Here is an 18371-nt window from a genome sequence, read left to right on the forward strand (position 1 = left end):
GGGCAGCAAAAGGGCTATCCTCGCCCACTGCGCCTCGGTTAGCTCATACCGCTTGATCCCCATCCATCCGCTCCGCGCCTCAACACGGAGCCACATGAATCAGACATCACGCCGTTTGTGAATCCTGAATGGCGATCCGGCCTAGAAGGCAGACGTTGCTGCAGCGCTTCCTTATCGATCAATGCGCTGCCAGCATGATAGAATTGGTGGACGCATTGCTACGGCGATTCAGACCGAGAGGTCGGATCGATGCCCTGCCGCGAGGCAATGCCCATGAGCGTTATGTCGCCAGATGGGATCATCCGACGGATCAGGTAAGGGGTGTTCTGCGCCGAACCAAGGGTAATAACGGAATGCGACTGACTGTGTACAATAAACTGGCACGGTAAGATAATAGTCAACAAATGCTGAGTGCGGTTCAGGTCGGTCAATGCCAGTGAAGGTATAGAGGCTTTGCTCGATCTTGATTTGCTGCTCAGGCGGTATCGCAAAATGGGTTGTTGAATTGCAGCAGCGCTGGCTCATAGGTCAGCTTCATAACATATCAGCGAGGGCCTGCTATTCCCCCAGCTTGAAGCGGTAATCTCATCGCCGTCGGCGCTCGGCAAGATGATGGGCACGCACTGGCTCGTAGCCGTCAGGCCGCGCCTTTGTCTTGGCGCTGTTGCGCCGCGGTTCGTGACTGATCGTGAACGCTGACCGTCCCGGGCGTGTCGCTATGCTTTTTCGAGATTTACCGGCTGCATGCAGCCGGTAAATCTCGATCCGCTCTTCAAGGCTGAAGTGGCCATGATTTTCTCCCATCGCGGCAACATTCTAACAGTTGTTGCACTTGTTCCGTGAACTCAAGGCGGCGGTAGAAGGAAGGCCGGCCGTCTCACTATTCGTTGACGTGGCGTGCGCCTGCCTGAGATGTCCGCCCTCGCTGGGGTGACGAGATTTGCCAGCCCTTAACCACGCCTATTCCTCGGTTCTGAACAGCACCGTCTCGCCGAGCAGCAGGAAGAGGAGGAAGGGCGCCCAGGCCGCGAGGATCGGGGGGTAGGCGCCCAGATTGCCCATGGCGAGCGAGAAATTGTCGGCGACGAAATAGGCGAAGCCCAGCGCCATGCCCATCACCGCGCGCAGGAAGAGCTGGCCCGAGCGGGCGAGGCCGAAGGCGGCGACGGAGCCGAGGATCGGCATCAGCACGGCCGAGAGCGGCCCGGACAGCTTGTGCCACAGGCTGCCTTCCAGTTCCGCGGTCGGTCGCCCGGCATCGTGCAGGTCGCCGATCGCCGCCTGCAACTCGCTGAAGGTCAGGGCGTCGGGATCGACCTTGGCCAGGGTGAACTGGTCGGGACGGATGTCGCTGCCGAAGCGCACGGTGCCGACATTCTGGAGCGTGCCGCGGGCGACGTCGAACTGGCGCGCGCCTTCCAGCACCCAGCTCTTGCTGGCGGCGTCATAATGGCCCTTGGGCGCGGTAATGATGGTGGTGAGGCTGTTGTTGATGCGGTTGAAGATCTCGACCTTGCGCAACTGCACGTCCTGGCCATGGCCCGCGACGATCGCCGCGGTGACGAGATTATTGCCGTCACGCACCCAGGGATTGGTCTTGATGCCGCTGTCCGCGGGCACCGGGCCGAAGTCGACCGCCTGCCAGGCGCTGAGCATCGCGGTCGAGCGGGCGACGATCCGTTCGTTGAAGGCGTAGCTGAGGACCGAGACGCCGAGTGCGGCGGCGATCAGCGGGGCGAGGATCTGCTGGGCGGAGAGACCCGCCGCCTTCATCGCGATGATCTCGCTATTCTGGTTGAGCGTCGCCAGCATGATGAGGGTGCCGAGCAGCACCGAGAAGGGCAGGAAGCGGGCCACGATCTGGGGCGCGCGCAGGCCGACATAATGCCAGAGCTGTGCATCGCCATTGCCCGGATAGGCGAGGATGTCGCCCGAATTGCCGAGCAGGTCGAGCATCTGCAGTACGACCACCAGCATGGCCAGCACGGCGAGCGTGCGGGTCAGGAACAGCCGCACCATGTACCAGCTGACCTGGCGCGAGGGGAAGAAATCGAACTGCATGGGGTCAGGCTGCTCCTTGCGCCGGCTCGCCACGCCGCGTCACGAAGCGCAGCAGGCGGCCGATCTGCTTGCCGAGCTTGGCGAAGGCATATTCCAGCGCCGCTATCGGCTGTCCGCCGGGGCGGTGGGCGATGACATGATACATCCAGAAGATCAGCCCGGATGCCAGCAGGAACGGCCCCCATAGCGCGATGATCGGGTCGATCTTGCCCAGCGAGCCGATGCTTTCGCCATATTGGTTGATCTTGTGATAGGTGACGATGAAGACGATCGAGAGGAACACGCCGAGCGCCGAGGTCGAGCGCTTGGGCGGGATCGCGAAGGCGAGCGCGGCCATCGGCAGCAGCATCATCATCACCACTTCGACCATGCGGAAATGGAAGTTGGAGCGGACCTCGTTGCGCAGCTTGGTCGGCGTGGCGGGATCACGCCCCATCGAGAAGAGTTCGGGCAGGGTCTTTTCCCGGTCGACGTCGCGGCCGCGGAAATTCTCGATCTGCGGCAGGTCGATCGGCAGATCGTGGCTGGAGAAGGAGAGGATGCGCGGCGTCTTGTACTTGGGCGCATCGTTCACCAGCACGCCGTCGCGCAGGCGGAAGATGATGGTGTCGGGATCGTCGGTGGCGAGGAAGGCGCCCTGGGCCGCCGTGACCGCGACCGACTGGCCGTCCTTGCCGACGGCGCGGACGAAGATGCCGCGCAGGTTGCGCCCTTCGTCCAGGCTGCGTTCGATCCGCAGGGTCATGCGCTTGCCCAGGCTGGTGAATTCGCCGACCTTGATCGACGCGCCCAGCGCGCCCGAGCGCAGTTCGAAGCGCAGCGCCTCATAGGCGTGGCGGGACAAGGGCTGGACCCAGCCGACGATGCCGAGGTTGAGCAGGGCGAGGGCGAAGGCGAACATGTAGGGGACGCGCAGCAGCCGGCCATAGGAGAGGCCGACGGCGCGCATCACGTCGAGTTCGGACGAGGTGGCAAGCTTGCGGAAGGCGAGCAGGATGCCGAGCATCAGCCCGATCGGAATGCCGAGCGAGAGATATTCGGGCAGCATGTTGGCGAGCATGCGCCACACGACGCTGACGGGGCCGCCTTCGGCCGCGACAAAATCGAACAGGCTCAACATCTTGTCGAGCACCAGCAGCATCGCGGCGATCACCAGCGTGCCAAGCAATGGCAGCGCGATCAGGCGGGCGAGATATCGGTCGATGGCAGTCAGCATTTCTCTATGTCGTCGTCCCATCACCATGTTTTGGCCGCAAACCCCGCCCATATGCGAGTCAGCTAATAAAAGAGTCGCGGGGCGAACAGGGGCTCGCCGTCCGATCACATCGGGCGGCTATAGCTTCCAGGAGTCTGATGGTCATGTTGAAAGTTGCAATGGGTCTGATGCCGGTGGCGGTTCTGTTGGCCGCAACGCCTGCCTTGGCCCATGGTCAGGAAATCACGAACGATCTGTCCCGTTGCGCCGCGTCGGCCAAGGGGCCGGCGGTGCTGGTCGATGTGCGCGGCTTTGCCGAGGCGACCGGCCGCGTGCGCATGCAGTCCTATCACGCCACCAAGGCGAGCTGGCTGACCAAGGGCGAATGGCTGAACCGGATCGACACCGTGGTCCGCCCGTCCGAAGGCGGCATGCGATTCTGCATGCCGATTCCGGAGCCGGGCAAATATGGCATCGCCGTGCGGCATGACCGGGACGGCAATGGCAAGACCGACATTTCACGGGATGGCGGCGGCTTTTCGAACAATCCGTCGATCAACATCTTCAATCTGGGCAAGCCGTCGGTCGACAAGGCCGCCTTCTATGCTGGACCGGGCGTGACCCGGATCACCATCAACCTCAAATATATGTAAGGTCGTCATGGTTCGCGTCGCGCTCCTGTCCAATCCCAAGTCCACGGGCAACCGGCAGACCCTGCCGCGCGTGCGCAGCTATTGTGCCAACAACCCGGACATCTTCCATTATGAGGTCGAGCATGTCGACCAGATCGGCCGCGCGCTGCAGACGATTGCGCGGGTCGATCCGGCCGTCATCGTCATCAATGGCGGCGACGGGACGGTGCAGGCGGCGCTGACCGAACTCTATCAGGGCGAGCATTTCTGCGGTCGGGTGCCCCCGATCGCGGTGCTGCCCAATGGCAAGACCAACCTGATTGCGCTGGACCTGGGCATCCATGGCGACCCGATCAAGGCGCTGGAGCGCATCGTCGAGATCGCCAAATCGGGCCTGGGCGACCATGTCGTGCAGCGCGAACTGATCGCGCTCACCGACGGGCAGACGACCCGTCCGGTGCTGGGCATGTTCCTGGGCGGTGCGGGCCTGGCCGACTATATCCTCTATTGCCGGGACAAGATCTATCCGCTGGGCCTGTCCAACGGGTTCAGCCATTTCCTGACCGCGCTCGCCGTGCTGGCGTCGCTGGTTTTCGGCATTCGTGCCCGATTCCTGCCACAATCGAGCCACCCGGTCAGCATCTCGCTGATGCGCGAGGGGCAGTTGGCGGGGCGCTTTTCGGTCTTGATCGTGACCACGCTGGAGCGGTTGCTGCTGGGCGTCGATCCGGGTGACAGCCGCCGTGGCAACATGAAGCTGATGGCGGTCGACCAGAGCGTTTCGGCGCTGCTGCGCCTGGTATGGGCCAGCGTCTTCCGCCGGATGGGCAAGCAGCAGATGCAGGGCATCCATCTGGAGCAGGGCGACACGATCCGCATCGAGGGCGCGCAGAGCAGCGTGATCCTGGACGGCGAAATCTTCCGCGCGTCGGAAGGCAAGCCGATCCTGCTGCGCTCAACCAAACCGGTGCCCTTCCTGCGCCTGGCCGCCTGAGATCGGCCGAGCGGCGGGGGCTGTTTCGGTGCCTCGCTGAATGATCGGGATGGGTGGTTCGCGGCCATCCCGACCAACGTCATGCTGAACTTGTTTCAGCATCCATCGGGCCCAACAAAATATTGGTCTTATGGGAGGAATGGACCCTGAAACAAGTTCAGGGTGACAATGATGGTGAGGGCGGCTTTTATGGTCGCTTCCCGAAAATCTAGACTTGTCCTCGCCACCTAGTCGCGTGGCACCGCCACATCTACGGCGCCGGGGGCGATCTTTACCGTGACCGGGGTTTTTGCCAGAACTTCGCCGTCGATCGATATCTTTTGCGGCGGGTGGCAGGCGAGCTTGAACTGGCGGCCGTGGAATTCCTCGGTATGGGCGTTGCGGTCGCGCAGCTTGAAGAATTTGGCATACCAGTCCCAGGCGAGGCGCGGCTTGGAGCGGCCGACGACGGCCTGGATCACGATCTCGCCGGTATCGACGGCAGCATGGTCCGACAGCTCCACCCCGCCATGATAGGGGCCGTTGAGGATGCGCACTTCGGTCGACCACAGGCGCCGTTCCTTGACCCCGTCGTCGATGGTCAGGCGGAAGGCGCGGAAGCCGACCGAGCATTTGACCGCCCAGAGCAGATAGCCGATGCGGCCGAGATAGCGTTTGAGCTTGTGCGGCACGGTCTGGCCGATCATCGGCGACAGGCCCAAGGACGCGGCATTCACGAAATAGTCGCGATCGATCATGCCCAGATCCACGCGGCGGCGCTGGCCGGTGGCGGTGGCGCGGACCGCGCCGTCGAGGTCGAGCGGCAGGCCCAGCGTGCGGGCAAAGCTGTTGGCGGTGCCGAGCGGTAGCACGCCGAAGACGCAATCCTTGCCGACCAATTCGTCGACCGTGCCCGACATGGAGCCATCGCCGCCGCCGACGATGACCATCGGCGCGCCGCTCTCCACCGCCTGGCGGACGGTGGCGGCCATCTGTTCGGGATCGTCGACCGCATGGGCCGCGATTAGCTCGACGCCGGCTGCTTCGAGTTTTTCCTTGGCCTGATTGAAATTGTCCTGACCGCGTCGGCTATGGGCGTTGACGACGAGGATCGCCTGCCGGGGGAGCGTTTTCGTTTCCATGCCGCAATAACACCGTGCGGCGATTTCGGGTCCATCGGAAACGAATAGCGATGGATTCGTTGGGGAGGCATGGCCCGTATCGCCCATCTGTCCGACATTCATTTCGGCGCGCATGATCCGCGCATCGTCGACGCCGCCACCGCCTGGCTGGAGGAGCGCCGGCCCGACCTGGTCGTCATCAGCGGCGACCTGACCCAGCGTGCGCGGGTGGAGCAGTTCAGGGCGGCGGCGGCCTGGCTTAATCGCCTGCGCGCGGCGGGGCTGAAGATATTGGTGATCCCCGGCAATCATGACGTGCCGCTGTTCGACGTGGTGCGACGCTTCGCCCGGCCGCTGGCGCGCTACAAGCGCTATATCAGCCGCGATCTCTGTCCCTTCTACGAGGATGACGAGGTCGCGATACTGGGCCTCAACACCGCCCGGTCGCTGACGATCAAGGACGGGCGGATCAACCATGACCAGATGGACCGGCTGCGCGCGAGTTTCGCGCAGGTCGCGCCGGCCAAGACCCGCATCCTGGTGACCCATCATCCGCTGTTCGCCATGCCGATCGGCCGGGGCGGGGAGTTGAGCGAGGCGGTGGGGCGGCATGAGGATGCGGTGCAGGCGGCGTGCGAGGCGGGTGTCCATGTCGCGCTGGCCGGGCATTTCCACCGCACCTATGCGGAGGCCGCGCAGAAGATGGTGGCGCATAGCGGCGGGGCGCTGGTGATCCAAGCGGGGACGGCGACATCCACCCGGCTGCGCAATGCCGAGCCGCAAAGCTTCAACTGGCTGCATGTCCGGCGCAGCAATGCGATCGAGCTGCAGGTGATCGTCTGGGACGGCAACGCGTTTCGCCGGGCCAGCCATGTCGACTATGTGCGGGAAGGCGAGGCATGGACGGGACGGGACGTGATCGATCCGCCAACGGTTGGCAGCGTGGCTGTGCTACAAGGGACAGGCTGAGGCAGGAGTCTTCGATCGGTCGCAATTCTCCCTAAAAAACAATGATTCATGTTGCATCGGCGAAGCGATTGACCAAAGGCGATGGGCTTGCGGACCCAGGGAGTGTCAGTTGGTCGGATCATTGTCCCATCGGATTGTGGTGCTGTGCGGCATATTGTGCGTGGTGATGGTGCTGCTCGCCGGGCTGTTGCTCGACGGGTCGGCGCAGATGCGCGGCAGCCTGGGCTGGGTGACCCATTCCTCGCAGGTGCTCAAGACCGCGAACCGGACGCTGGGCCATCTGCAGGAAGCGGAGTCGGGACAGCGCGGCTATGTGCTGACCCGCAATCCCGAATTTGCCGAGACCGTTGCCGCCGAAATCGCCGCCGCCAAGCATGATGCGGCCGCGCTGGTCAAGCTGACGGCCGACAATCCGCCGCAGAATGAACGGGCGCAGCAGGTGCGTGCGCTGGTGACGGAACGGGCCGCGAGCCTGGAGAAGTCGGCGGCCATGACCCGCGCGGGCGACTTTGCCGGGGCGCAGGCGTCGACCGCGACCGGACGCGGCCGTTATCTGATGTTGATGGTCGAGGCGCGTGTCGGCGACCTGCTGGCCGAGGAGCGTTCGCTGTCGGTCGAGCGCATGGGCGCGGTGGAACGGCGGCTCAACTATATTCGCTGGCTGGTGCTGCTGGGCACGCCGCTGACGGTGGCGATCATCGTCATCATGGGCGTTGCGCTGATCCGCGGCATCCGCCGTCCGGTCGATGCGATGATGACGGTGATGGGCAAGCTGGGCGCGGGCGACCGCAGTGCGCGCATCGATGTCGAGATGCGGTCAAGCGAGTTCGAGCGGCTGGCCGGCGGCTATAATGAAATGGCGCGCGAGTTGGAGGCGGCGGTTGCCGACCAGGTGGACAGCGAGGGGCGGCTGAAGATCGCCAACCAGGAACTGAGCGCCAATGCGCAGGTGCTGCGCGAACGGGGCGAGGTGATCGAGCTGCTGGGCGGCATGGCCCACCGGATGCAGGCGGCCCGCACCGACGAGGAACTGGCGTCGATCATCCGGGTGTTCGTGCCGCGTGTGCTGCCCGATATTCCCGGTGCCCTCTATGCCCATAATAATTCCCGCAACCTGCTGGTGCCGATCGCGGCCTGGGGCGGGCTGGAGGTCGAGCAGGCGGGCTTTGCGCCCGACCAGTGCTGGGCGCTGCGGCGCGGGCAGAGTCATTATGTGACCGAGCAGGGATCGGACATCGTCTGTGCCCATGTCGGGGCCGAGGCGGACCATTATCATTGCGAGCCGCTGCTGGCCGGTGGCGAGGTGATCGGCGTGCTGTATCTGCGCGGTGTGGTGGGGGCCGAAAACCGGTTCCGCCTGACCGTGCTGACCGAGAATATCGCGTCGGCCCTGGTCAACCATCGCCTGCAGCGCGGCCTGCGCGAACAGACGATCCGTGATCCGCTGACCAGTCTGTTCAACCGCCGCTACATGGAAGAGACGCTGGCGCTGGAGATTGCGCGGGCTACGCGCACCGGTAGCCCGCTGAGCCTGGTGATGTGCGACGTCGACCATTTCAAGCGCTTCAATGACGAGTTCGGCCATGAGGCGGGCGACGCGGTGTTGCAGGCGGTCGCGACGGAAATGCGCAGCCGCTTCCGCGACGGCGATGTCGTCTGCCGCTTTGGCGGCGAGGAGTTCACCATCATCGCGCCGGGCACGTCGGCCGTGGTGCTGGCCGACCGGGTGGAGATCGTCCGCCAGGCGATCAGCGAGCTGATGGTCAACCAGGGTGGGCGCACGCTGGGGTCGACGACCATGTCCTTCGGCGTCGCTACCTGGGAAGAGAGCATGGAGCGCGACGGCTCGACACTGATCAAGGCGGCCGATGCCGCGCTCTATCGCGCCAAGCGCGAGGGGCGGAACCGGGTGGTGCTGGACGCACGGGCGGAAGCGCTGTCAGCCTGACCGAGGTGGCCTGAAAGGGGCGGCGGAAAATAGGAAAATCGCCGCTTAACTTCGCATATTTCCCGCACATTTCGACATTTTATGTCGATGGTTGGAAATTTCCTTGCGTCGTCCTGCTTGCCTGACTTGAGAAAGAGCCGGGCGCGATCATGGCAGTTCGGCGCGCTGTAGGACAGCGGGCCGTTTCATGCGGGCTGGAGGCTGTCGGCGATCGCGCGCAGATGGGTGAGCGCCGGATTGCGGGCGTCGGGGCGGACCATCAACAGTTGCTCGACCATCGGCGCGTCGACCAGCGGCACGAAGCGCACGCTGGTCATGGCGAGCCGCCGCAGCGATTCCGGCACGATCGCGACGCCCAGCCCTTCGCCGACCAGGCTGACGATCGTCTGCTGCAACTGGGTTTCGAGCAATATGGCGGGTGGCGCGGCCAGCCAGCCCAGGATTGCGCGGCGCAGCGTGGGCGTCACATCCGCGGGCGAGAGGATGAAGCGTTCGCCGGCCAACTGGTCGGGGGTGAGGGCGCTGGCACTGGCCAGATGATGGTCCGACGGGACGACGGCGGCGAGCGGCTCACGATAGAGCGGGCTGGTGGCGAGGCCGCGCCGGGCACCGGGATCGAAGCCGATGGCGGCGTCGAAGCGCCCCTCCATCACGCCGTCGGCCAGCATCATCGGCAGCGTTTCGCGCAGGTGCAGCGTCACGTCGGGATGGGCGGTGGCAAAGCGGCGGGTGAGCAGGGGCACGCTGCTATAGGCGGCATGCATCATGAAGCCGATCGTCAGTTCGCCAAGATCGCCGGACTGCCAGGCGCGCGCGTCGCGACAGGCGCGGTCGAGCGCGGCGATTATCTGTCGCGCATCCTCCAGGAAGCGGGCGCCGGCGGGAGTCAGCACGGCGCGGCGGGAATGGCGCTCAATCAGGCGGACGCCCAGTTCCTGTTCCAGTGCAGCCACCTGACGACTGAGCGGCGGCTGGGTGACGTGCAGCCGTTCGGCCGCGCGGCCAAAATGCAGCGTTTCGGCGACGGCGACGAAATAGCGGAGCTGGCGAATATCAATCATACGCAATCGGTATCAATCATTCCATGCAATGGCATTGGTATGCATCGATCGGACGGCGTAGGCGAGCGCTGTTTCCGCTGCCCCGAAAGTCCGTCCGATGTTGTCCGTGCTGCTGATCGTCCTGCCCATTTTCGCGCTGATCGGGGCGGGATGGATCGCCCGCAGGAGCGGCGTGCTGGGGCCGCATGCGACCGGCGAGATCAATCGCTTCGTGGTGTGGCTGGCGCTGCCGGCGCTGCTGTTCGACATCGTTGCCAAGGCGCGGTGGAGCGACATCTGGCAGCCCGGCTTCATCGCCGTCTTCGGCATCGGCGCAGGGCTGAGCTTTGCCGCGACGCTGTTGCTGCGGCGACGCGGGGGACGGCATCTGGCGGATGCGACGGTCGATGGACTGAACGCGGGCTATGCCAATACCGGTTTCATCGGTTTTCCGCTGGCGGCGACGATATTGGGGCCGGCATCGCTGGCGCCGACCCTGGTGGCGACGATCATTACCGTCTGTGTGCTGTTTGCCGTGGCGCTGATCCTGATCGAGATCGGCGTGCAGAGCGAGCGACGGCCGGGGCATATGATGGCCAAGGTCGCACGGTCGCTGGCGACCAATCCGCTGCTGGTCGCACCGCTGGTCGGTGGGCTGTTCCTGGCCTTCGCCATTCCGCTGCCAGGGGCGCTGGACAAGTTCCTGTCGCTGCTGGGCGGTGCGGCATCGCCCTGTGCGCTGGTCGCGCTGGGGCTGTTCATTGCCGAAAAGAGGGAGGGCGCCCCGCCGCCGGCGGGTGCGGTGGGGTTTCTGGTCGGCATGAAATTGCTGGCGCAGCCGCTGCTGACCGGGGCGCTTGCGCTGATCTTCCGCCTGCCGCCGGCGCTGGCGGCGACGGCGGTGCTGATGGCGGCGCTGCCGACCGGCACCGGTCCGTTCATGGTCGCCGAATTCTATGGCCGGGAAGCGGGCATCACCGCGCGGGTGGTGCTGGTCTCCACCATCGCCTCGCTGGTGACCATTACCCTCTATCTGAGCCTGCGCTGAGCATCAGGGCGACAGGGCGTTGGGCTTTCACGCGCAAGGACAGGCCGTTAACAAAATAAATACTCGTCTTTGCTCTGCTGACGGCGCAGGTTTTGCTGCTCCGATGGCGAATGAAGATGGGGGCCGGACTTGCGGCGACGGATCATTATCTTTCTGGCCCTGATATTGGCGATATTGGCGATCGTCATTCCACTGGCACTGACCGTCCATTTTTCGCGCGAGCGGGCGATCGCCGCCGAGCGCGCGCATATGCAGGAATATGCCAACTGGACGCTGCTGCGCGCCGAACAGGTGCTGACCGACGCCAAGGATGTGCTGGCGCAGGTCGGCAAGGGCGATTGTTCCGTCGGCCATATCGAGCGGATGCGCCAGTTGGCGATCGACAGCGGGGCGGTGGAGGAGGTGGGCCATTATGATGGCGATCGGCTGGCCTGCACCGGTTGGGGCAAGGTGCCGGCGGATGTCGTCATCGGGCGCGGGACGCCTTCGGCGACGCTGGCGGGCGGTTATGCGCTGCATCTGCATGTGAAGCCGCGCATCAGCCATGCCCGCGAGGTAATGGTGCTGGGCTATCGCGACCATAATGTGCTGATCCTGCCGCAGCGGCTGGTCGATGTCTTGTCCGACAGCCACATGATCCTGGGCATCGCGACGCGGCAGGGGACGCTGATCGCCATTACCGGGCGGGCCAATGACGGGCTGGTGGGACAATTGAGCCGGCAGGCGATGACCGGGATGGACGATACGGACATCTATGCGTCGGTGCAGCGCGGCGACCTGACCGCCTTTGCCATTGCCGACCGCAGCGCCATCGATGCGAAGCTGGGCGGCGAGATGCGCCTGTTATTGCCGATCGGGCTGGTGGCGTCCGCGATCCTGATGCTGCTGATCCTGTGGGTGTCGCGCCAGCGCCTGTCGCCGGAAAAGGAACTGAAGCTGGCCATCCGCAAGCGCGAGTTCCAGGTTCATTATCAGCCGCTGATCGAGCTTGCGACCGGCTATTGCGTGGGCGCCGAGGCGCTGGTGCGGTGGCGGCGGCCCGATGGCCGGTGGATAGCGCCCGACCTGTTCATCCCGCTGGCCGAGCAGAGCGGGCTGATCCTGGACATTACCGACCATGTGATCGAGCAGGTGGTGGCGGACCTGCACGCCATGCTGCTGGCCGAGCAGCAGGTGCATGTGGCGATCAACATCTCCGCGCGCGACCTGGAAAGCGGCCGCTTCCTGGACGTGCTGGAGCGCGAGATAGCCAAGGCCGGGATCGCGCCGGGCCAGATCTGGCTGGAGGTGACCGAGCGCAGCCTGATCAACCCGGACACGGCGCGCGCGACCATCGCCCGCGCGCGCGATGCCGGGCATCTGATGGCGATCGACGATTTTGGCACCGGCTATTCCAGCCTGTCGTTGCTGGAAACATTGCCGCTCGACGCGCTCAAGATCGACAAATGCTTCATCGACGCGATCGGCCGGGATGCGGCGGCCAGCGTGGTCACGCCCCATATCATCGGGATGGGGCGGGCGCTGAAGCTGAACCTGATCGCCGAAGGGGTGGAGACGCGCGAACAGGATGCCTATGTCCGCAAGGCCGGCGTCCAGTTCGCGCAGGGTTGGTATTATGCCAAGGCGTTGCCGGCGGACGAGTTCATGGCTTTCTACCGCGACTATAATCGGGGCAAGCGATCCCGCTTCCTGAGCGTCGCGGCCTGAGGATCAGTCCTTGCCCTTGAGCGCGGCGGCCAGCGAGACGGTGGCGCTGCCGCGGCGGGCGGCGGCGGCCTGGCTGGCGTCGGGTTTCCAGCCGGACAGATAGATGAGCGCCATCTGTTCGGCGGTGCGACCGTCGGGATCGGCGGCGTTGGCGAAATGGGCGGCGGCGCGCATCAGCACATCGCGCGACAGGGCGGGCGGGCGGGTGGCGAGCGCATTGCCCGCGCCCATGCCGCGCAGATCATGCATCAGCCGGACGATGTCGCCATAGCGGATATTGAGCGTCTCGCCATCGGCGACCGGCATGGCGAAGCCGGCGCGGCTCAAGAGATCGCCGGCCGAACGGACATCGACCTGGGGATGGACATGCTGGCCGGGCCGGTCGCCCTCGGCCGCGAGCAGGGCGGATTTGAGGCGCGGCAGGCTCCCGGCGCCGGCAAAAGCGGCAAGCATGAGCCCGTCAGGCCGCAACACACGGCGTATCAGGATCAGCGCGCCGGGCAGATCATTGACGCTGTCGAGCGTGCCGCAGGCGATGACCAGGTCGAAACTGTTATCGGCAAAGGGCAGGGCATCCTCGTCCGCCTGCACGCCGCCGGCCCGCTGCGCGGCGAGGAAGCCGGGATCGGCGCAGGCGACGCGCTTGCCCATGGCTTCGAGCGCGGCCTTCGCGCTGCCGTCCGGGTAGCCGACAAGCAGCACTTCGGGCAGGTCGCGCTGCACATCGGCCAGCCGTTCGAGCAGTTCGTCCAGCATCGCGCGGTGGAGGAAGTCGTGATCGGCAAAGGCGCCGAGCATCCGGTCGCGGTGACGGGCGCGCAAGGCGCGGTCGAAAATGTCGGGGCGGGTTTCGGGGGCAGTCATGGCGGGCCTTGTGCATCGGGGACGAAGCGGGGACAAGGCAGATGATGTCGCTGGTCCCGCTTCTCAAGACCGTGATGCGTCCGGTCATGGATTATGCCCTTCCGCCCCGCTGCCCCGGATGCGGCGCGATCGTCGGCGCGGATCATGGTTTCTGCCTCGATTGCTGGAGCGGGATGCGGTTTCTGGGGCCGCCCTGCTGCGCGCGCTGCGGCCTGCCGTTCGAGCATGAGATGGGCGAGGGCGCGGCCTGTGGCACCTGCCTGGCCCAGCCGCCGCCGTTCGACAGCGCGCGGGCGGTGCTGGCCTATGGCGATGTCGCGCGGACGGTGGCGCTGCGGTTGAAATATGGGCGGCGGATCGGCCTGGCCCGGCTGGTGGCGGGGCAGATGTTGCGCCATGTGCGGCCGGAGATGGAGGACGCGCTGATCGTGCCGGTGCCGCTGCACCGCTGGCGGCTGTGGGCGCGCGGTTTCAACCAGTCGGCGCTGATCGCCGATCATCTGGGGCGGCTGACGGGGCTGGCGGTGGATAAGCATGGCTTGCGCCGGGTGAAGCGGACGCAGCCGCTGCGGGGGATGAATCCGAAACAGCGGGCGCAGGCGGTGCGCGGTGCCTTTGCACTGGGGGCGGGCCATAAGTTGGCCGGGCGGGTGATATGGCTGGTCGATGATGTGCATACCAGCGGAGCGACGGCGGCGGCCTGCGCCAAGCTGCTCAAGGCCGGTGGCGCGCGCGAGGTGCATCTGCTGTGCTGGGCGCGGGCGTTACCCAGAACCGGTGACGATTGACAAAGTGCGCATTCCCCCCAATTTCGGGGCAAAGGAGTTTTACCGAGATAATGGCAAAGGTCGAAATCTATACCAAGGACTGGTGCGGCTATTGCGCGCGGGCCAAGGCACTGCTGGAGGGCAAGGGTGTTGCCTTCGAGGAATATGACATCTCGCTGGGCGGTCCCAGGCGCGAGGAAATGCTGGAGCGGGCGCCGGGGCGCACCACCGTGCCGCAGATCTTCATCGACGGCCAGCATATCGGCGGCAGCGACGACCTTGCCGCGCTGAACCGCGAGGGCAAGCTCGACCCGCTGCTGGGGCTGTAACTCCGATGCGCGCCGCGATTCTGCAGATGACGACCGGGATCGACCCGGCCGCCAATGCCGCCGCGATTGAGGAGGCTGCGGCGCGCGCCAAGGGGGAGGGGGCGGACATGCTCTTCACTCCGGAAATGGCGGGCTATCTGGACCGCGATCGCAAGCGCGCCGCGGAAACGCTGCGCGGCGAGGCGGACGATATCGTGCTGGCCGCGGTGCGCGAGGCGGCGGCGCGCGAGGGGCTGTGGGTTCATATCGGATCGCTGCCGCTCAAGGATGCGCGCAGCGACGGGCGCTGGGCCAATCGCAGCTTCATGATCGACGATCAGGGCGAAATACGGGCGCGCTACGACAAGATCCATCTGTTCGACGTCGACCTGGCATCGGGCGAAAGCTGGCGCGAATCCTCGGTCTATGGGCCGGGGGAAAGCGTGGTCGCGGTCGATACGCCCTGGGCGCGGATGGGCTTTTCCATCTGCTACGACATGCGCTTTCCCGATCTCTATCGGGCGCTGACCAATGCGGGGGCGACGGTGCTGCTGGCGCCGGCGGCCTTCACCGTGCCCACGGGGCAGGCGCACTGGCACGTCCTGCTGCGCGCCCGCGCGATCGAGGCAGGCTGTTTCCTGATCGCCGCCGCGCAGGCGGGCGCGCATCAGGACGGGCGCACCACCTATGGCCATAGCCTGGTGGTCGATCCATGGGGCGATGTGCTGCTGGACATGGGCGAGGGGGCGGGGCTGGCCCTTGCCGATCTCGACCTTGGCCGCGTAGAGGCGGTGCGCGGGCGGGTGCCTGCCATCGCCAATCGGCGCGTGATACCGCAGGATGTTGAGATCAGGTGATCGTTTTTGACCTTAAGTGCGAGGGCCAGGGCCATGTCTTCGAGGCCTGGTTCGGCTCCAGCGCAGACTATGCGGACCAGAAGGAACGAGGCCTGCTCGCCTGTCCGCTGTGCGGCGATACGCGGGTCGGCAAGGCGCTGATGGCGCCGGCGGTGGCGGCCAAGGGCAACCAGCGGCGCGAGATCGTGCCGTCGCAGCCGCAGCAGCCGGCGGCCGAAGCGGAGACTGCACCGGTGGCGGCCGGGCCGGACGAGGCGAAGATGCGCGCGCTGGTCGAGGCGCTGGCGGACGCGCAGAAGAAGGTGCTGGAAGGCTCCACTTGGGTCGGGCGGGGCTTTGCCGAGCAGGCGCGGGCCATGCATTATGGCGAGCAGGACAAGGGCAGCATCCATGGCGAGGTCGCCCCGGCCGAGGCCAAGGCGCTGGCCGAGGAAGGCATCAATGTCGCGCAACTGCCCTTTCCGGTGATTCCGCCCGAAGCGAAGAATTGACCGCGCGCGCCGCGCATAATAGAGCCGGCGCTGCGTGCACCCGTAGCTCAGCAGGATAGAGCATCAGATTCCTAATCTGAGGGCCATGGGTTCGAATCCCGTCGGGTGCACCATTTTTTTCCAATAAAATCAAAGATTTGAAGCTCTGACCTTGTTGCTTCACAGGGGCGGAAACGCCTCGCATCATACGTTTTATCATACGGTTGAGGTAACTGAGGGTAAGCTTGGGTAACGTCCGCGCCCCTCAACCCCGCCAGCGTATGATGATGCGTATGATTCGACAGAGGTCGGATTATGGAACTGAAGTGGAATCATCAGGCGCTGGTCGCACTGAAATTTGAGAGTGCGAGATACATAGATCCCAAAGGTAACCGGCTCTCGCTGGTCGTCACCAAGACCAGCAAAATTTGGCGGTGGCAGGCGCGGGTGAATGGCGTGCCTCGGACGCTCACGCTGGGGAAGTTTCCAGCCGTGGGGCTGGCGGACGCTCGCGCAAAGGCCGGTGCGATCCAAGCCGATCACGACGCAGGCATTGATGTGCATGTCAAATATGGCGCTGGCTTGGCGGCCACGGATGTTACGCCGGTGGTTGAGGCAAAGCGCGCAGGTATGACCTGTCAGGAAGCTTGGGGTCGCTACATCAGCGGCCTCAAGGCAGGCACAAACGTCCACGGCAAAGCGCGTAACAAGCCCCGGACCATCATCGAGAAAGAGGGAATGTGGAAGAGGCTATGGGCTGGCAAAATCGGTGACACGATGATGGATGAAGTGAACGAAGAGGCGCTTTACGATATCATTCAAGGGCTGCGCGATGACGGCCATATGGGCGCGGCAAATTCGACGACGCGCTACATCAAAGCGTTCTTCAAATGGGCGAAGCTGGAAAAGCGCACCACGGGTCTGATGATCAATGTTGCGGAAGACCTCCCTGTGTCGAAGCTGGAAGCGCGGGATCGTTGTCTATCCGAAACGGAAATTCGATATTTGTGGGATGCTCTGGAGCACGAAGATGAAATCTGGGCGGACGGTTATCGACTGGCGCTGCTGACCGGTCAGCGCAAACTGGAGATATTCGGTGCGCTTCGGAGCGAAGTTGATGTCGCGGCGCGGCACATCATGATTAGCGCTGATCGGATGAAACACAACCGAGTGCACGTCGTGCCGCTTTCGGATCAAGCATGGGAAATCGTCGATCGTCGTTTGAAAGCGACGACATCGAAATATCTGTTTCCGGTGGATCATGGAAAAACTCACCTGACATGCTTTTCGAAGCGGCAGGCGGCCATCAAGGCAGCGGTGGCAAAGTTGGCGGCAGCCGATGGCGTCGAAGTGGCGCATTGGTCTTTCCATGACTTGCGGCGCACCGCCTCGACCATGATGAACGGCCTGCGGGACAAGCGCGGCAACCGCTTGGTCGCCAAGGATCATATCGAACGCGTTCTGAGCCACGTTCTGGGTGGTGTCGAAGGCACCTATGATCGCAATGACTACTACGCAGAAAAGCGGCGGGCGTTGAAACTGTGGGCCGATCATCTCGACACGGTCATCAACCAGTCAGAACGTGCGATGGCTGCATGACACAGAAAGGCCCGCCAATGGCGGGCCTTTTCTTTGTTCTCCAGCGCGACCCGGTTTGAACTTAAAGTGTATGGACTTGTCCATCGCCCCAGAAGCTGTTGCGCATGTGGGCCTCATACCCCTCCCATTCCGACTTCGACCACCACCGGCCATTGACCTCCATATAGAAGCGATCCGCGTCCGTGGCCTCGACAGGACGCACCCGGCGGCTTGCCGGGAAGGCGATCACATTGTCGTTGTCGTGCTGGTTGTCATGGTCGGGCTGATGCTTGTTCATGATGGTCCTCCCCCGGTCTGGTGACTCATCGACCCGGCCGGAAGGGTGCGATGAAGGGTTCCCGCGCAGCCCCGCGCCGCGCAGATGAAGTGATTGATGATTTCGGAAAATTGGTGACCGCGATGGGCGGTCTGGTGGGGAGGTCAACGCCTCCCCAGATCGTCAGGCTGCGATGGCGCGCAGAAAGGCGATTTCTTCGTCCGCAAGGCTATGCGCACCGTTGACCGCTAGCCAATTGGTGAAGGCATCGACATCCCCTTCGAACCAAATGTCTTTGTTACGGACGTCCAGTTCGAAATCGTGGCTTTTCACTTTCAAGCCATTTTTCAGATCGAACATTGCCACGTTGCCCGCTGCCATCGGTCGCCCCATAAGTAGGAAATCGCGGACGCGAAGTTAGCGTCCGCGCTCGTGGTGTAATTTCCGGTGTAGATTGAGGTGATCGCATGGGGTTGGGCATGCCCAACCCCATGCGATTTCGAACTCGGTGGCCACCGGGCTCATCGGTAAGGTGGAGTTACCACACTTCACACGC

Annotated in this window: 19 protein-coding genes and 1 tRNA gene; 12 read left to right on the forward strand and 8 right to left on the reverse strand. The window is 64.4% G+C overall.

Annotation, left to right across the window (positions count from 1 at the left end):
* Window positions 1–585: 585 nt before the first annotated feature.
* The 3 genes from AC13EK_RS00965 to lptF form a co-directional block, all read right to left on the reverse strand.
* Window positions 586–804 carry a helix-turn-helix domain-containing protein gene (locus tag AC13EK_RS00965; RefSeq protein WP_080993626.1) on the reverse strand — a complete coding sequence of 73 codons (219 nt, stop codon included), beginning with the start codon at window positions 802–804 and terminating at the stop codon, window positions 586–588.
* A gap of 156 nt (window positions 805–960) precedes the next feature.
* Window positions 961–2061, reverse strand: a complete 1101-nt coding sequence (lptG, locus tag AC13EK_RS00970; protein ID WP_004211023.1) for an LPS export ABC transporter permease LptG — start codon at window positions 2059–2061, stop codon at window positions 961–963.
* Between the two features lie 4 nt (window positions 2062–2065).
* The gene (lptF, locus tag AC13EK_RS00975) at window positions 2066–3277 is read right to left on the reverse strand and encodes an LPS export ABC transporter permease LptF (RefSeq protein ID WP_004211025.1); all 1212 of its coding nucleotides are present in this window, start codon (window positions 3275–3277) and stop codon (window positions 2066–2068) included.
* Between the two features lie 137 nt (window positions 3278–3414).
* Between lptF and AC13EK_RS00980 the strand changes: the two genes are divergently transcribed.
* Both AC13EK_RS00980 and AC13EK_RS00985 read left to right on the forward strand, forming a co-directional pair.
* Window positions 3415–3909 carry a DUF2141 domain-containing protein gene (locus AC13EK_RS00980; protein WP_010337967.1) on the forward strand — a complete coding sequence of 165 codons (495 nt, stop codon included), beginning with the start codon at window positions 3415–3417 and terminating at the stop codon, window positions 3907–3909.
* 7 nt (window positions 3910–3916) lie between these two features.
* On the forward strand, window positions 3917–4882 hold the full coding sequence (locus AC13EK_RS00985) for an acylglycerol kinase family protein (protein ID WP_069338525.1): 966 nt from the start codon (window positions 3917–3919) through the stop codon (window positions 4880–4882).
* Between the two features lie 227 nt (window positions 4883–5109).
* Here the strand turns inward: AC13EK_RS00985 and AC13EK_RS00990 are convergent, their stop codons facing one another.
* Window positions 5110–6003, reverse strand: a complete 894-nt coding sequence (locus AC13EK_RS00990; protein ID WP_069338526.1) for a diacylglycerol/lipid kinase family protein — start codon at window positions 6001–6003, stop codon at window positions 5110–5112.
* Window positions 6004–6072: 69 nt separating this feature from the next.
* Here AC13EK_RS00990 and AC13EK_RS00995 point away from each other — a divergent pair, with 69 nt between their 5' ends.
* Window positions 6073–6951 carry a metallophosphoesterase family protein gene (locus tag AC13EK_RS00995; RefSeq protein WP_069338527.1) on the forward strand — a complete coding sequence of 293 codons (879 nt, stop codon included), beginning with the start codon at window positions 6073–6075 and terminating at the stop codon, window positions 6949–6951.
* A gap of 166 nt (window positions 6952–7117) precedes the next feature.
* Entirely contained in the window at window positions 7118–8899 is a 1782-nt protein-coding gene (locus tag AC13EK_RS01000) for a diguanylate cyclase (RefSeq protein ID WP_069338528.1), read from the forward strand.
* Window positions 8900–9084: 185 nt separating this feature from the next.
* Here AC13EK_RS01000 and AC13EK_RS01005 read toward each other — a convergent pair whose 3' ends face one another.
* Entirely contained in the window at window positions 9085–9960 is an 876-nt protein-coding gene (locus AC13EK_RS01005) for a LysR family transcriptional regulator (protein ID WP_069338529.1), read from the reverse strand.
* Window positions 9961–10057: 97 nt separating this feature from the next.
* On the opposite strand from AC13EK_RS01005, the gene AC13EK_RS01010 reads away from it, so the two are divergent.
* The gene (locus AC13EK_RS01010; RefSeq protein ID WP_069338530.1) at window positions 10058–10987 is read left to right on the forward strand and encodes an AEC family transporter; all 930 of its coding nucleotides are present in this window, start codon (window positions 10058–10060) and stop codon (window positions 10985–10987) included.
* A 129-nt stretch (window positions 10988–11116) separates the two neighbouring features.
* On the forward strand, window positions 11117–12694 hold the full coding sequence (locus tag AC13EK_RS01015; protein ID WP_069338531.1) for an EAL domain-containing protein: 1578 nt from the start codon (window positions 11117–11119) through the stop codon (window positions 12692–12694).
* Window positions 12695–12697: 3 nt separating this feature from the next.
* Here AC13EK_RS01015 and AC13EK_RS01020 read toward each other — a convergent pair whose 3' ends face one another.
* Complete coding sequence (locus tag AC13EK_RS01020) at window positions 12698–13558, reverse strand: class I SAM-dependent methyltransferase (protein WP_277788369.1); 861 nt, start codon at window positions 13556–13558, stop codon at window positions 12698–12700.
* A gap of 41 nt (window positions 13559–13599) precedes the next feature.
* On the opposite strand from AC13EK_RS01020, the gene AC13EK_RS01025 reads away from it, so the two are divergent.
* The 6 genes from AC13EK_RS01025 to AC13EK_RS01050 all read left to right on the forward strand — a co-directional run bounded on the left by AC13EK_RS01025 (window position 13600) and on the right by AC13EK_RS01050 (window position 17559).
* Window positions 13600–14346, forward strand: coding sequence for a ComF family protein (locus tag AC13EK_RS01025; RefSeq protein WP_069335763.1), 747 nt, complete (start codon window positions 13600–13602; stop codon window positions 14344–14346).
* Window positions 14347–14396: 50 nt separating this feature from the next.
* Window positions 14397–14654 (forward strand): glutaredoxin 3, encoded by a 258-nt coding sequence (gene grxC / locus AC13EK_RS01030; protein WP_017500202.1) that lies wholly within the window; start codon window positions 14397–14399, stop codon window positions 14652–14654.
* Window positions 14655–14659: 5 nt separating this feature from the next.
* Window positions 14660–15490, forward strand: coding sequence for a carbon-nitrogen hydrolase family protein (locus tag AC13EK_RS01035; protein ID WP_069335764.1), 831 nt, complete (start codon window positions 14660–14662; stop codon window positions 15488–15490).
* Window positions 15487–15981, forward strand: a complete 495-nt coding sequence (locus AC13EK_RS01040) for a DUF1178 family protein (RefSeq protein WP_069335765.1) — start codon at window positions 15487–15489, stop codon at window positions 15979–15981. The genes AC13EK_RS01035 and AC13EK_RS01040 overlap by 4 nt, the downstream gene beginning before the upstream one ends.
* A gap of 36 nt (window positions 15982–16017) precedes the next feature.
* Window positions 16018–16094, forward strand: a tRNA-Arg gene (locus tag AC13EK_RS01045).
* 181 nt (window positions 16095–16275) lie between these two features.
* Complete coding sequence (locus AC13EK_RS01050) at window positions 16276–17559, forward strand: tyrosine-type recombinase/integrase (RefSeq protein ID WP_069335766.1); 1284 nt, start codon at window positions 16276–16278, stop codon at window positions 17557–17559.
* A 61-nt stretch (window positions 17560–17620) separates the two neighbouring features.
* Here AC13EK_RS01050 and AC13EK_RS01055 read toward each other — a convergent pair whose 3' ends face one another.
* On the reverse strand, window positions 17621–17836 hold the full coding sequence (locus AC13EK_RS01055; RefSeq protein WP_069335767.1) for a hypothetical protein: 216 nt from the start codon (window positions 17834–17836) through the stop codon (window positions 17621–17623).
* A 162-nt stretch (window positions 17837–17998) separates the two neighbouring features.
* On the reverse strand, window positions 17999–18196 hold the full coding sequence (locus tag AC13EK_RS01060; RefSeq protein WP_483021975.1) for a hypothetical protein: 198 nt from the start codon (window positions 18194–18196) through the stop codon (window positions 17999–18001).
* Window positions 18197–18371: the final 175 nt, after the last annotated feature.

The sequence above is a fragment of the Sphingobium sp. L-44 genome, from assembly GCF_056859495.1.

Excerpts from the sequence above, each read along its gene's own strand:
- AC13EK_RS00965 (WP_080993626.1), bottom strand. The coding sequence starts at position 804 with ATGGGAGAAAATCATGGCCACTTCAGCCTTGAAGAGCGGATCGAGATT.
- lptG (WP_004211023.1), bottom strand. The coding sequence starts at position 2,061 with ATGCAGTTCGATTTCTTCCCCTCGCGCCAGGTCAGCTGGTACATGGTG.
- lptF (WP_004211025.1), bottom strand. The coding sequence starts at position 3,277 with ATGCTGACTGCCATCGACCGATATCTCGCCCGCCTGATCGCGCTGCCA.
- AC13EK_RS00980 (WP_010337967.1), top strand. The coding sequence starts at position 3,415 with ATGGTCATGTTGAAAGTTGCAATGGGTCTGATGCCGGTGGCGGTTCTG.
- AC13EK_RS00985 (WP_069338525.1), top strand. The coding sequence starts at position 3,917 with ATGGTTCGCGTCGCGCTCCTGTCCAATCCCAAGTCCACGGGCAACCGG.
- AC13EK_RS00990 (WP_069338526.1), bottom strand. The coding sequence starts at position 6,003 with ATGGAAACGAAAACGCTCCCCCGGCAGGCGATCCTCGTCGTCAACGCC.
- AC13EK_RS00995 (WP_069338527.1), top strand. The coding sequence starts at position 6,073 with ATGGCCCGTATCGCCCATCTGTCCGACATTCATTTCGGCGCGCATGAT.
- AC13EK_RS01000 (WP_069338528.1), top strand. The coding sequence starts at position 7,118 with ATGGTGCTGCTCGCCGGGCTGTTGCTCGACGGGTCGGCGCAGATGCGC.
- AC13EK_RS01005 (WP_069338529.1), bottom strand. The coding sequence starts at position 9,960 with ATGATTGATATTCGCCAGCTCCGCTATTTCGTCGCCGTCGCCGAAACG.
- AC13EK_RS01010 (WP_069338530.1), top strand. The coding sequence starts at position 10,058 with ATGTTGTCCGTGCTGCTGATCGTCCTGCCCATTTTCGCGCTGATCGGG.
- AC13EK_RS01020 (WP_277788369.1), bottom strand. The coding sequence starts at position 13,558 with ATGACTGCCCCCGAAACCCGCCCCGACATTTTCGACCGCGCCTTGCGC.
- AC13EK_RS01025 (WP_069335763.1), top strand. The coding sequence starts at position 13,600 with ATGATGTCGCTGGTCCCGCTTCTCAAGACCGTGATGCGTCCGGTCATG.
- grxC (WP_017500202.1), top strand. The coding sequence starts at position 14,397 with ATGGCAAAGGTCGAAATCTATACCAAGGACTGGTGCGGCTATTGCGCG.
- AC13EK_RS01035 (WP_069335764.1), top strand. The coding sequence starts at position 14,660 with ATGCGCGCCGCGATTCTGCAGATGACGACCGGGATCGACCCGGCCGCC.
- AC13EK_RS01050 (WP_069335766.1), top strand. The coding sequence starts at position 16,276 with ATGGAACTGAAGTGGAATCATCAGGCGCTGGTCGCACTGAAATTTGAG.
- AC13EK_RS01055 (WP_069335767.1), bottom strand. The coding sequence starts at position 17,836 with ATGAACAAGCATCAGCCCGACCATGACAACCAGCACGACAACGACAAT.
- AC13EK_RS01060 (WP_483021975.1), bottom strand. The coding sequence starts at position 18,196 with ATGGCAGCGGGCAACGTGGCAATGTTCGATCTGAAAAATGGCTTGAAA.